We start from the raw sequence: 11,968 nt of genomic DNA, 5'->3' as shown, positions 1-11,968 counted from the left end.
ACGGGCGCGATCTTTCCAACAGCGGAAATCTGGAGTACCAGTACGACCGTGCGCGCATCCGACGGGCGATGCGATGCGTTCCAGATCTCTTTCCCCAGCCGCCGGCAGGTCGACCGCTTCGCGTGGCACCGCCCGGCGGACATATTGCCGGACACCAGATGACGACAATCGACACATTCGACCCCGACGTTCCCCTCTTCGTGCGCAGCGGCATCAACCTCGCCTCGGCGGGGCTGGGGGCAAAGGCGATTTCCGCGACCGACGAATTCTTCGCGCCGCTCGAGCGGATGCTGGACGACGGTCCGGCGATCTTCTACCCCGACCGGTTCGACGACCACGGCAAGTGGATGGACGGCTGGGAAACCCGCCGCCGCCGCGGGAGCGGGCATGACCACGCGGTGATCCGGCTTGCGGCGGCGGGGCGGCTGCTGGGGTTCGACGTCGACACGTCGCATTTCACCGGCAACTTCGCCCCGGCCGTGCGGATCGAGGCCTGCACCTGCCCGCAGGGCGAACCGGGCGCAGATCAGAATTGGGTCGAAATCCTTCCCAACGCGCCGCTCGGCCCCAGCAGTCATCACTATTTTCCCTGCAAGAGCTACGAGCTCTGGACCCATCTGCGGATCCATATCTATCCCGACGGCGGAATTGCCCGGCTGCGGGCCTACGGCGTTCCCGAACTTGACCCGTCGAACCACGGGCAGGACGAGATCGACCTTGCCGCCGCGCTGAACGGCGGCCGCGTCCTGGCCTTTTCCGATGCGCATTACGGCGATTTCCGCCGGCTTCTGTCGCCCGGGCGCGGCGTGACCATGGCCGATGGCTGGGAAACCCGGCGCCGGCGCGAGCCGGGATACGACTGGATGGTCGTGGCCCTGGGCGCGCGGGGGAGGATCGACCGCGTCGTCGTGGACACCCACCTGTTCAAGGGCAACTTTCCCGACAGCTGTTCCTTTCGTGCGGCGGATCTCTCGGAGTTCGGCGACGGGCTGACGGATGCTCTCGTGACATCGTCGATGTTCTGGGAGGAACTGCTGCCGCGCCAGAAGCTGCAAGGCGACACGATCCACGAATTCACCGACGAGGTGATCGACATCGGACCGGTCACGCATGTTCGGTTCAACATCCATCCCGACGGCGGCGTCTCGCGGCTGCGGCTCTTCGGGCGGCCGGCGTGGCGCGGGTGATCCGGGCGCGGCCGCTGACGGCAGACGCCTTTCGCGCCTATGGCGACGTCCTCGAAACCGAGGGCGCGTTCCGGCTGATCAACGAGGGCCGATGCGAACGGTATCACGACCGGGCGCGCCTGGAGTTCGGCGGCGACGGACGGGCCGGGATCAGCCTCTTCCATGCCGAGCCGCGGGCCCTGCCCTGCACGGTCGCCATGCTTGAGCGGCATCCCGAGGGCTCGCAGGCCTTCATCCCGATGAGCGAATCGCCCTGGCTGGTTGTCGTGGCGCCGGACGAGGCCGGCCGCCCCGGCACACCGGAGGCCTTTCTTCCGCAACCGGGCCAGGCGATCAACCTGCTTCGCAAGGTCTGGCACGGCGTGCTCACACCGCTGGCCGCACCCGGTCTCTTCGCGGTTGTCGACCGCATCGGCGCCAGTGCCAACCTCGAGGAACACCACCTGGAGGCGCCCGTCGTCGTCGATGTCTGACCCGGCCCCCTCACCTTGGCCGGGCCGGGAACGAGGAACCAGATCTGGACAAGGGTGGCGAAGGGCGTAGCCTCGCACGCGGGACACGGAGGTGATGCCATGAAAGACGACAATTTCCTGAAAGAACACAACGCCCGGGCGCTCTGGCATCCGATGGGGGCGCCCGGCGACAGCATGGCCAACCCGCCGGTCATCATCTCGTCGGCCTCGGGGTCGCGGATCCGGGATATCGACGGGCACGAGACCGTCGACGGGGTCGGCGGGCTGTGGTGCGCGAACCTCGGCTATTCGAACGACGCGGTGAAAGAGGCGATCGCGAAGCAGCTTCACGAGCTGCCGTATTATTCCGCCTTCGCCGGGTGCACCAATCCGTCGGCCATCGAGGCCTCGGTGGCGGTGCAGGAATTCTTTGCCGAAGACGGGATCGGTCGGGTCTTCTTCACCTCCGGCGGGTCGGATTCGGTCGACACCTGCCTGCGGCTCGCGCGGCAGTACCACCAGGTGAAGGGCGCACCAACGCGGACCAAGTTCCTGTCGCTGAAGAAAGGCTATCACGGTACGCATTTCGGCGGCGCCAGCGTCAACGGCAACAACCGCTTCCGCATCGGGTACGAGCCGCTGCTGCCGGGCTGCTTCCACCTGACCGCGCCCCATGCCTACCGCAACCCCTATGACGAGGCCGATCCGGCGGCGCTGGCGCGGAAGATCGCCGCCGAGATGGTGGACGAGATCGAGTTCCAGGGGCCCGAAACGATCGCCGCCTTCATTATGGAGCCGATCCTCGGCGCCGGCGGCGTGATCGTGCCGGACCCGACCTTCATGGGCCTGATGCGCGAGATCTGCACGCGCTACGGCATCCTGATGATCGCGGACGAGGTGATCTGCGGCTTCGGCCGTACCGGCGACTGGACCGGGTCGCGCCACTGGGGCGTCAGGCCGGACATGATGTCGGTGGCCAAGGGCATCACCTCGGCCTATTTCCCGGTCGGCGCGGCGCTGATTTCGGAAGAGGTGGCCGAGGTCTTCGAGAAGGACACCAGCGGCGCGGCGGCGATCTGGCACGGCTATACCTACTCGGCACACCCGGTCGGCGCTGCGGCGGTGACCGCCTGCCTGTCCGAGACCCTGCGGCTGGACACCCGGACCAATGCCGCCGCACGCGGGACCCAGCTCTACCAGGGGCTGCTTGGCCTCAAGGAGAAATACGACATCATCGGCGATGTGCGCGGCGGCCACGGCCTGATGACGGCGATCGAGTTCGTGACCGACCGGGCGAAGAAGACGCCGATGGACGCGGCCACGGTCAAGACCATCCACTCCAGGGTCTACGAGGCGGGTGCGATGGTGCGTCCGGCGCCGCCGAACCTTCTCATGTCGCCGCCCCTGATCATCACCGAGGCCGAGGTCCGGACCATCATCGAGGCGCTAGACACGGCCATCGGGTCGGTGTGAGGGCGTCCGACCGGCCGGGGGGCGGCAGCATGAGCGCCGCCCCGTCGCCGCAGACCCTCGAGCGGCTGCTGGCGCTGTGCCGCCGGGGCCGGTTCGCCGAGGCCGCGCGCGAGGCCGAAGCGCTCGTGGCCGAGTTTCCCGGCTCGCTCGCGCTCTGGAACCTGCTGGGCGGGGCCTGTACCGAAAGCGGCGATCTGGACCGGGCTGAGGCCGCGTTCCGTCAGGCGGCGAGTGTCGATCCCGCTCATGCCGGGGCGCAGTACAACCTGGGGCTCGTGTTGCAGCGGGCCGGCCGTCTTGGGGAGGCGCGAACGGCCTATGCGCGGGCGCTGCGGCGGGATCCGGCCCATGTGAAGGCGCAGAACAACATCGGAAACGTCCTGGCCGGGCTCGGTCGGTTCGACCAGGCCGAAGCGGCCCATCGAAAGACGCTGGCGCTGCGGCCCGGAGATGCGGACAGCTGGAGCAACCTCGGCCATGCGCTGCGGGAACAGGGGCGCCACGACGAGGCGCTGGCGGCCTGGCGCCACGCGCTCGGACACGCTCCGGGTCATGCCGCGGCGGCCAGTCAGATGCTGCGACTGCAATGGGACCACTGCGATTTCAACGCTTTCGCAACCTTCGCCCCCCGCGCGGCGCAGCTGGGGACCGAGGGGCAACCGGTGCCGCCCCTGCCCTTCCTCTCGGCCGAGGATCATCCCGCCCGCCAGAGGCAGAGGTCGGAAGGCTGGGCGCGCGGGATCGTGACGCGGCCGCCGCCCGTCTGGCAGCCCGCCGCCGTGCGCCCGGCGAGGCTGCGGATCGGATATTTCTCGGGCAGCATGCACGATCACCCCACGCTGCGCCTGTTGTCGGGGCTGCTGCGGGCGCACGACCGCTCCCGTTTCGAGGTGTTCGTCTACAGTCACGGCCGGCACAGGACCGGCGATCTGCGCGCCGGGGCCAGCCGCACCGTGGACGGGTTCCACGACGTCGAGCAGCTGTCGCCCGGTGGGATCGCCCATCTTGCACGGCACCACGGGCTGGACATCGCGATCGACCTGGACGGTCATACCCGCGACGCGCGCCCGGCGATCTTTGCCTGCCGGCCCGCGCCGGTGACGGCCGCATTTCTCGGATACCCCGGCACAACGGGCGCGGAGTTCATCGACTATCTCGTCGCGGACCCGGTGGTCGTTCCCGATGCCGAGCGCGCGCATTACAGCGAGTCGGTGATCTTCCTCCCCGACACCTACCAGCCGAACGATAGCGCGCGACCCGAGCCACGGATCACCGGCACCCGCGCCGACCACGGGCTGCCGGAGGAGGGACCCGTCCTCTGCTGTTTCAACGCGGGCCGGAAGATCGGGCCGCAGGAGTTCGACCTGTGGATGCGGCTGTTGCGGGCGGTGCCGGCAAGCGTGCTCTGGCTGCTGCGATCGAACCCGCGGATGGTCGGGAACCTGCGCGGCGAAGCCGCCCGGCGCGGGGTCGATCCGGACCGCCTGGTCTTTGCCGATCCCTGCCCGCACGAGAGCCATATCGCCCGCTACGTCCATGCGGACATCGTCCTCGACACGTTCCGCTATAACGGCCACACGACGACGAGCGATGCGCTCTGGGCCGGGGTGCCGGTCGTCACCATGGCGGGGCGGCAGTTCGCGGCGCGGGTCGCGGCAAGCCTGTTGTCGGCGTCAGGCCTGCCGGACCTGGTGACGGAAACCGTGCAGGAGTACGAGGCGCTGTCGCTTGCGCTGGCGACCGACCGGGCCAGGCTGGCGGAACTGGGGGAACGGGTCCGCACAGCGCGCCGGACCGGCGCCCTGTTCGACGCGCCCCGGTTCGCCCGCGCCTTCGAGGCCGGACTGGACGCGGCTCATGCGCTCTACCGGAAGGGACAGCCGCCCGAGGACATCCGCCTGCCTCAGTGCTCTCCGCGCTGAGAGCGGCCGGGAATGTTTTCGCGCTTTTCGCCGGCGCCCTCCCAGCCGTCGATCGCCTCGATCGCCTCTTCAGCGGTTTCGACGATTCGGAAAAGCTCCAGATCCTGGGGGGCGATGGTGCCGGCCTCGGCCAGGGCCTCCCAGTCGATGATCCGCTGCCAGAAATCGCGTCCGAACAGCAGGAACGGCACACGCTCCATCCGCCCGGTCTGGATCAGCGTGAGCGATTCGAACATCTCGTCCAGCGTGCCGAAGCCGCCGGGAAAGACGCATATGGCACGCGCCCGCATCAGGAAATGCATCTTGCGGATGGCGAAGTAGTGAAAGTTGAAGCAGAGGTCCGGCGTCACCCATTCGTTCGGCGCCTGTTCGTGGGGCAGCACGATGCTGAGGCCGATGGAATGCCCGCCGGCATCGTCGGCGCCGCGATTGCCCGCCTCCATCACGCCGGGGCCGCCGCCGGTGCAGATCACCCAGTCGCGCCCGTAACTCTCGAGCGACCGCTGCGTGATCAGTCGGGCGAAGGTCCTGGCCTCGTCGTAGAAGGCCGTCAGCTGGGCCAGCGTCTCGGTCCGGGCGGTGTCCTTCTTCGACGGTTCGGGAATCCGCGCGCCGCCGAAAAGCACGACGGTCGATTCGATGCCGCGCTCGTCCAGGACCATCTGGGGCTTGAGCAGTTCCAGTTGCAGACGGACCGGGCGCAGCTCTTCCCGGCAGAGGAAATCGTCGTCGGCAAAGGCGAGCCGGTACGCCGGAGCCCGCGTCTGGGGTGTCTGCGGAAGGTGATGGGTGGACTCGATGTCCGAATGCGCATCGCGAAAGGGAGAATGCCGGTCGTCGTCCATCTGATATCCTGTGCTTTTTCAGTGCGTCTTGCTCCTTGATCTAGCCCGAGAGCCCCCCGGCTACCATGGGCGGGCCCGATATTCCTGAAACCGTCTCCGGCGGCGGGCGACCCGCGCATCCCCTCGCGCGCACGGCGGGGCCCGCCCGGCCTTAGGATTGCGCCCCCGTTCACAATGGTATCTAAGCCCCGCCGAGACCCCGCCGGGCCTGCGCGCCGGTTCTGTCAGTCGGAGGAAAGCTACCACCATGTCGAACGCCCAACTCGAAACCGCCATCGAAGCCGCCTGGGAGGCGCGCGACCAGATCAGCCCCGCCACGACAGGCGAGACCCGCGAGGCGATCGAGGATACGCTGAACGCGCTCGACAGCGGCGCGCTGCGCGTCGCGGAAAAGCAGTCGGACGGCAGCTGGCACGTGAACCAGTGGGCGAAAAAGGCGGTGCTCCTGGGCTTCCGCCTGCGCGACATGGAACAGCAGTCCGGCGGTCCGCAGGGCGGCGGCTGGTGGGACAAGGTCGACAGCAAGTTCGCCGGATGGGGCGAGAACCAGTGGAAGGCGGCCGGATTCCGCGCCGTGCCCAACTGCGTGGTCCGCAAGTCCGCCTTCATCGCGCCGGGCGTGGTGCTGATGCCGTCCTTCGTCAACCTCGGCGCCTATGTCGACGAGGGCACCATGGTCGACACCTGGGCCACCGTCGGCTCCTGCGCGCAGATCGGCAAGGGCGTGCACCTGTCGGGCGGCGTCGGGATCGGCGGCGTCCTGGAACCGATGCAGGCCGGGCCGACGATCATCGAGGACAACTGCTTTATCGGCGCCCGCTCGGAAGTGGTCGAGGGCGTCATCGTCCGCGAGGGGTCGGTCCTCGGGATGGGCGTCTTCATCGGCCAGTCGACCAAGATCGTGGACCGCGAGACCGGAGAGGTCATGTACGGCGAAGTGCCGCCCTATTCGGTCGTGGTCTCGGGGTCCATGCCGTCGAAGAACGGGGTCAATCTCTACTGCGCCGTGATCGTGAAGCGGGTCGATGCGCAGACCCGGTCCAAGACGGGCATCAACGAGTTGCTGCGCGACTGACGCAGCCGTTGGTCCCGCCGAGGGAACCTGCGGCCCGGTCTTGCTGTTGTGTCTCCAAACACGAAAGGACGACACACCATGGAAGGAATTGGATGGATTGCGGCGATCATCGTCGGCGCACTCGCCGGCTGGATTGCCGAAAAGATCATGAAGGCCGATCACGGCCTTCTCACCAACATCGTGCTCGGGATCCTCGGCGCACTGGTTCTGAACTTCATCCTGATGGCGATCGTGGGATCGACCCTGGGCGGCTGGATCGGCCAGCTCATCATCGGGGTGATCGGCGCATGCCTGCTGATCGGCGGCTACCGCGCCATCCGGCGCGCCTGAGACATCCGGAAAACTTGCGACCGGGGCCGGCAGGTCCCGGCCGCGTCACGTCTTGGCGGGCATCTCCTCGATGGGACCGTCGGCGGCCTTCCACCCGGAAAAGCCGTCCGAGATGTGGCTGACGTTTTCCAGCCCCATCTCCTGTGCCGTCAGTGCCGAGAGGGCCGACCGCCAGCCGGAGGCGCAGTAGAAGACGAACCGGTCGCCGGACTGGAACTGCGGCTTGGCGTAGGGGCTTTCGGGGTCGATCCAGAACTCCAGCATGCCGCGCGGACAATGAAATGCGCCCGGTATCTTTCCCTCGCGCAGCAATTCCCTGGGATCCCGCAGGTCGACGAAGGTCACCCCCTCCCGGCCCTGCAAATCGAGCAGCTCCGCGGCCGGTGCGTGACTGACCCTGGCATTGGCCTCGGCCACCATGTCCTTTACGCGTTTCATCCTGGTCCCTCCTGTCCTGTCATCCGCATGAGACGCGGTCGCGCCACCAAGTTCAAGGGCCGCGCTCCAGTTCCGCCTTTACTCGGCGCGGCGATTCTGAGACGAGACCCCGAAAGTCAGAGCGGGACCGCCCATCGTGCCGAAAGAACACAAGACCCCCCGTCAGCAACAGGTCTTCACCCTGCTAGTCGAGGTCGGCCGGTCGCAGGGTGACGGCCTTCCCGCGGATAGCACCGGAGCAGCCCTGATGTGCTATGCCAGCGGAGTGGACGAGGCCGAGGCCGTCCGCGAGACGGTGGCGATCCTGAAGCATGCCGAGATGGCGCCGCTGGACGTGTCGGGCTATGGCACGCTGGACGAACGCCTGTCCGAAGGGCACGACATTCCGCAGGAGGAACGGGACCTGATGGCGCGGGCCGCGGCAGAGAACGCGGTGATCGTGGCGCAGGTCACGCCGTTCTACGAAGACGGCAAGCGCGACGGCTGATCGGAGGCCGCCGGCATTTGCGCTTTGGCGCCGGTTCTTCTAGCAATTCGCCGAAAGCCCCAGGAGGACCCGTGCCGACCGATCCCGTTGCCCTGACCGCCGATCTCATCCGCTGCCCCTCGGTCACGCCCGAGGAAGGCGGCGCGCTCGTCCTGCTGGAAAAGGTTCTGGGGCGGGCCGGGTTCACCTGCATCCGGGTCGACCGGAACGGCACGTCGAACCTCTTCGCGAGATGGGGACATCGCGGCGCCAATCGGTCGTTCGGGTTCAACGGCCATACGGACGTGGTGCCGGTCGGGGACGCGGCGGCCTGGAGCGTGCCGCCCTTCGGCGCGGTGGAAAAGGACGGGATGCTCTGGGGGCGCGGGGCGACCGACATGAAATCCGGTGTCGCGGCCTTTGCCGCCGCCGCAATCGACTTCGTGACAGAGACGCCGCCCGACGGCGCCGTGATCCTGGCGATCACCGGCGACGAAGAGGGCGACGCGACGGACGGAACCGTGGCGCTGCTGGACTGGATGCGCGAGACCGGCGAGGCGATGACCGACTGCCTTGTGGGGGAACCCACCTGCCCCGACCGCATGGGCGAGATGATGAAGATCGGGCGGCGCGGGTCGCTGAACGCCTGGTTCGAGGTCACCGGCGTCCAGGGCCATTCCGCCTATCCGCATCGCGCGAAGAACCCGGTGCCCGCCCTTGCGCGGCTGATGGACCGGCTGGCGAGCCATGATCTCGATCACGGCACCGACCATTTCCAGGCCTCGACGGTCGTTCCGGTCACGATGGACACCGGCAACCCCGCCACCAACGTCATCCCCGCGCAGTGCCGGGGCGCGGTCAACATCCGGTTCTCGGACGCGCATAGCGGCGACAGCCTGTCTGCCTGGCTGCGGCAGGAGGCGGCCGGCATCGCCGAGACCTTCGGCGTGTCGGTCGACGTGCGGATCAAGGTTTCGGGCGAAAGCTTTCTGACACCGCCCGGCCCGCTCTCGAACCTGGTTGCCACAGCGGTGCGGGCCGAGACCGGGATCGCGCCCGAGCTGTCGACCTCGGGCGGGACGTCGGACGCGCGCTTCGTCAAGGATCACTGCCCGGTGGTCGAATTCGGCCTGGTCGGCAAGACCATGCACGCGGTGGACGAACGGGTCGAGATCGCCCAGATCCGGCAGCTCAAGGAAATCTACGGGCGGATCCTCAGGGACTACTTCGCCTGATGCGCCGCCACCTGGTGGTGATGGTCAAGGAGCCACGGCCCGGCCGCGTGAAAACCCGGCTCGGGCAGGAGATCGGGCCGGTGCCCGCCGCCTGGTGGATGCGCCACCAGACCGCACGGCTCTTGCGGCGGCTCCGTGATCCCCGGTGGACCCTGTGGCTGGCGGTCGCGCCGGACACCGCCGTCGCAAGCCGGATCTGGCCCGCCGACCTGCCACGCATCGCGCAGGGCCGGGGCGATCTGGGCGACAGGATGGGGCGTATCCTGCGCGGCGCACCCGACTGCGCGCCCCTGCCGTCGCGCGGACCGCTGTGCATCGTGGGCTCGGACATTCCGGGGCTGGGACGGTCGCAGGTGGCGCGGGCCTTTGCGCTGCTCGGCGGGCATGACGCCGTGTTCGGCCCGGCCACGGACGGAGGTTACTGGCTGGTCGGGCTGAAACGGCTGGGCCCGCCGCCGCCCGTGCTTTTCCGGGGGGTCCGCTGGTCCTCGCCATGGACGCTGGCAGACAGTGTGGCGACGCTGCCGGGGCTGCGTGTCGCCCATGCCGACACCCTGTCGGACGTGGATACGGCCGCGGACCTGGCGCACCCAGGCCGGCCCGTATCGTGACGGCCGGGGGATGACGGCCCGCATAGCCCGCGCCCCGCCGGCTTTTCGGTGTGACGCGACCGGTGGCCCGTGGTAGTCCGGAGGCATGAGTCACATCCCCTCGAAAGACGAGATCCTCCAGTGGATCGCCGACAACCCCGGCCTGAGCGCAAAGCGCGACATCGCCAAGGCCTTCGGCATCAAGGGCGCGGCGCGGATCGACCTGAAACGGGTGCTGCGCGAGCTCGAGGAGGAGGGGCATCTCGAGAAACGCAAGAAGACCTATCGCGACCCCGACCGGCTGCCGCCGGTGTCGGTCCTGCAGGTCAACGGACCGGGGCCGGACGGCGATCTGACGGCCCGGCCGCTCGAATGGCAGGGCGAGGGCGACGAGCCGGTGATCCACCTGGTCCCGCGCGCCTCGGATCCCGCGCTCGGCGCCGGGGACCGCATTCTCGCGCGGCTCAGCCTGATGGGGCACGGCCCGGATTACCAGGGCCGGCTGATCCGTCGCATCGGGCACAATCCCCGGCGCATCCTGGGCATCTTCCGCGCCGGGTCCGAAGGCGGCCGGGTGGTGCCGATCGACAAGGGATCGGACCTGGAGTGGATGGTGCCGCCGGGCGCGACGCACGGCGCCAAGGACGGCGAACTGATCGAAGCCGAACAGGCCGGTCCCAAGGCGCGGATGGGCCTGCCCAAAGCGCGCGTGGTGACCCGGCTGGGGGACCCCTCGGCGCCCAGGGCCGTCTCTCTCATCGCCATCCACCAGCATGGCATCCCCGACGACTTTCCGGACGAGGTCATGGCCGAGGCGGACCGCGCCAAGCCGGTCGGCCTGAGCGGCCGCGAGGACCTACGCGAACTGCCCTTCGTCACCATCGACCCCTCGGATGCGCGCGACCACGACGACGCCTGCTATGCCCATGCCGACGATGATCCGAAGAACGAGGGCGGGCATGTCCTATGGGTCGCGATCGCCGACGTGGCCCATTACGTACGGCCGGGATCCGAGCTGGACCGCGAGGCGCGGAAGCGCGGGAACTCGACCTATTTTCCGGATCGCGTCGTGCCGATGCTGCCCGACCGGCTTTCGGGGGACCTGTGTTCGCTGCACGAGGGCGTCCCGCGGCCCTGCATCGCGGTGCGGATGCGGCTGGACCGGCATGGCGAGAAGCTGGGGCATACCTTCCACCGCGGGCTGATGCGCTCGACCGCATCGCTGCACTACGAAGAGGTGCAGGAGGCGGTGGACGGCAGCCCGAACGACAGGACCGGCCCGCTGCTGGACGAGGTCATCCGGCCGCTCTATGCCGCCTACGCCGCGCTGCAGGAGGCGCGGGGCCGGCGGCAGCCGCTGGACCTCGACCTGCCCGAGCGCAAGATCGTGCTGTCCGACGAGGGCGAGGTGCTGTCGGTGAGGTTCCGCGACCGTCTGGACGCGCACAAGCTGATCGAGGAGTTCATGGTGCTCGCCAATGTCGCGGCGGCCGAGACGCTGATCGCGCGCAAGTCGCCGCTGCTCTTCCGGGTGCACGAGGAACCGCCGGTCGAGAAACTCGAGAGCCTGCGGGACACGGCCCAGTCGGCGGGGTTCACCCTGGCCAAGGGGCAGGTGCTGAAGACCGCGCATCTGAACCAGCTGCTCAATTCGGCCGCCGGGACGGACCACGCCGAGCTGATCAACATGTCGACCCTGCGGTCGATGACGCAGGCCTATTACGCGCCGCAGAACTTCGGTCATTTCGGGCTGGCCCTGGCGAATTACGCGCATTTCACCTCGCCCATCCGGCGGTATTCGGACCTGATCGTGCACCGGTCACTCATCGCGGCGCATGACTGGGGCAAGGACGGGCTGGACGGCGCGCAGATCGCCGAGCTGGACAGCGTCGCGGCGCATATCTCGGAGACGGAGCGCCGCTCGATGACCGCCGAGCGCGATACGACCGACCGCT

Annotated in this window: 12 protein-coding genes; 10 read left to right on the top strand and 2 right to left on the bottom strand. The window is 68.6% G+C overall.

Annotation, left to right across the window (positions count from 1 at the left end; genetic code table 11):
• Positions 1 to 158 precede the first annotated feature (158 nt).
• The 4 genes from alc to OB2597_RS17975 all read left to right on the top strand — a co-directional run bounded on the left by alc (position 159) and on the right by OB2597_RS17975 (position 5,034).
• The gene (alc, locus tag OB2597_RS17990) at positions 159 to 1,187 is read left to right on the top strand and encodes an allantoicase (RefSeq protein WP_009807043.1); all 1,029 of its coding nucleotides are present in this window, start codon (positions 159 to 161) and stop codon (positions 1,185 to 1,187) included.
• Complete coding sequence (locus OB2597_RS17985) at positions 1,175 to 1,660, top strand: ureidoglycolate lyase (protein WP_009807042.1); 486 nt, start codon at positions 1,175 to 1,177, stop codon at positions 1,658 to 1,660. The genes alc and OB2597_RS17985 overlap by 13 nt, the downstream gene beginning before the upstream one ends.
• 99 nt (positions 1,661 to 1,759) lie before the next feature.
• Entirely contained in the window at positions 1,760 to 3,112 is a 1,353-nt protein-coding gene (locus tag OB2597_RS17980) for an aminotransferase class III-fold pyridoxal phosphate-dependent enzyme (RefSeq protein ID WP_009807041.1), read from the top strand.
• A gap of 29 nt (positions 3,113 to 3,141) precedes the next feature.
• Positions 3,142 to 5,034 carry an O-linked N-acetylglucosamine transferase, SPINDLY family protein gene (locus OB2597_RS17975; RefSeq protein WP_009807040.1) on the top strand — a complete coding sequence of 631 codons (1,893 nt, stop codon included), beginning with the start codon at positions 3,142 to 3,144 and terminating at the stop codon, positions 5,032 to 5,034.
• On the opposite strand, the gene OB2597_RS17970 is transcribed toward OB2597_RS17975, so the two are convergent.
• The gene (locus tag OB2597_RS17970) at positions 5,016 to 5,879 is read right to left on the bottom strand and encodes an LOG family protein (protein WP_009807039.1); all 864 of its coding nucleotides are present in this window, start codon (positions 5,877 to 5,879) and stop codon (positions 5,016 to 5,018) included. The two genes, OB2597_RS17975 and OB2597_RS17970, sit on opposite strands and share 19 nt — an antisense overlap.
• A gap of 247 nt (positions 5,880 to 6,126) precedes the next feature.
• On the opposite strand from OB2597_RS17970, the gene dapD reads away from it, so the two are divergent.
• The gene (gene dapD, locus OB2597_RS17965) at positions 6,127 to 6,954 is read left to right on the top strand and encodes a 2,3,4,5-tetrahydropyridine-2,6-dicarboxylate N-succinyltransferase (protein ID WP_009807038.1); all 828 of its coding nucleotides are present in this window, start codon (positions 6,127 to 6,129) and stop codon (positions 6,952 to 6,954) included.
• Positions 6,955 to 7,032: 78 nt separating this feature from the next.
• The gene (locus OB2597_RS17960; RefSeq protein ID WP_009807037.1) at positions 7,033 to 7,284 is read left to right on the top strand and encodes a GlsB/YeaQ/YmgE family stress response membrane protein; all 252 of its coding nucleotides are present in this window, start codon (positions 7,033 to 7,035) and stop codon (positions 7,282 to 7,284) included.
• Positions 7,285 to 7,329: 45 nt separating this feature from the next.
• Here the strand turns inward: OB2597_RS17960 and OB2597_RS17955 are convergent, their stop codons facing one another.
• Positions 7,330 to 7,722 (bottom strand): rhodanese-like domain-containing protein, encoded by a 393-nt coding sequence (locus OB2597_RS17955; RefSeq protein WP_009807036.1) that lies wholly within the window; start codon positions 7,720 to 7,722, stop codon positions 7,330 to 7,332.
• Positions 7,723 to 7,858: 136 nt separating this feature from the next.
• On the opposite strand from OB2597_RS17955, the gene OB2597_RS17950 reads away from it, so the two are divergent.
• The 4 genes from OB2597_RS17950 to OB2597_RS17935 all read left to right on the top strand — a co-directional run.
• Complete coding sequence (locus tag OB2597_RS17950; protein ID WP_040609429.1) at positions 7,859 to 8,209, top strand: hypothetical protein; 351 nt, start codon at positions 7,859 to 7,861, stop codon at positions 8,207 to 8,209.
• A 71-nt stretch (positions 8,210 to 8,280) separates the two neighbouring features.
• On the top strand, positions 8,281 to 9,423 hold the full coding sequence (gene dapE / locus OB2597_RS17945; protein ID WP_009807034.1) for a succinyl-diaminopimelate desuccinylase: 1,143 nt from the start codon (positions 8,281 to 8,283) through the stop codon (positions 9,421 to 9,423).
• The gene (locus OB2597_RS17940) at positions 9,423 to 10,034 is read left to right on the top strand and encodes a TIGR04282 family arsenosugar biosynthesis glycosyltransferase (RefSeq protein ID WP_009807033.1); all 612 of its coding nucleotides are present in this window, start codon (positions 9,423 to 9,425) and stop codon (positions 10,032 to 10,034) included. The genes dapE and OB2597_RS17940 overlap by 1 nt, the downstream gene beginning before the upstream one ends.
• An 85-nt stretch (positions 10,035 to 10,119) precedes the next feature.
• Positions 10,120 to 11,968: ribonuclease R family protein (locus OB2597_RS17935; RefSeq protein WP_009807032.1), on the top strand; the 1,849-nt coding region annotated here is incomplete at its 3' end.

Origin of the sequence: Pseudooceanicola batsensis HTCC2597 (genome assembly GCF_000152725.1) — a bacterium.
In the GTDB taxonomy this organism is placed as follows: domain Bacteria; phylum Pseudomonadota; class Alphaproteobacteria; order Rhodobacterales; family Rhodobacteraceae; genus Pseudooceanicola; species Pseudooceanicola batsensis.
This window is presented reverse-complemented; position numbering and strand designations above follow the sequence as displayed.

What these genes read in the sequence shown, in the direction of transcription:
- OB2597_RS17955 (WP_009807036.1), bottom strand. Translation starts at nt 7,722, where the DNA reads ATGAAACGCGTAAAGGACATGGTGGCCGAGGCCAATGCCAGGGTCAGT.
- OB2597_RS17970 (WP_009807039.1), bottom strand. Translation starts at nt 5,879, where the DNA reads ATGGACGACGACCGGCATTCTCCCTTTCGCGATGCGCATTCGGACATC.
- OB2597_RS17980 (WP_009807041.1), top strand. Translation starts at nt 1,760, where the DNA reads ATGAAAGACGACAATTTCCTGAAAGAACACAACGCCCGGGCGCTCTGG.
- OB2597_RS17940 (WP_009807033.1), top strand. Translation starts at nt 9,423, where the DNA reads ATGCGCCGCCACCTGGTGGTGATGGTCAAGGAGCCACGGCCCGGCCGC.
- OB2597_RS17960 (WP_009807037.1), top strand. Translation starts at nt 7,033, where the DNA reads ATGGAAGGAATTGGATGGATTGCGGCGATCATCGTCGGCGCACTCGCC.
- OB2597_RS17975 (WP_009807040.1), top strand. Translation starts at nt 3,142, where the DNA reads ATGAGCGCCGCCCCGTCGCCGCAGACCCTCGAGCGGCTGCTGGCGCTG.
- alc (WP_009807043.1), top strand. Translation starts at nt 159, where the DNA reads ATGACGACAATCGACACATTCGACCCCGACGTTCCCCTCTTCGTGCGC.
- dapD (WP_009807038.1), top strand. Translation starts at nt 6,127, where the DNA reads ATGTCGAACGCCCAACTCGAAACCGCCATCGAAGCCGCCTGGGAGGCG.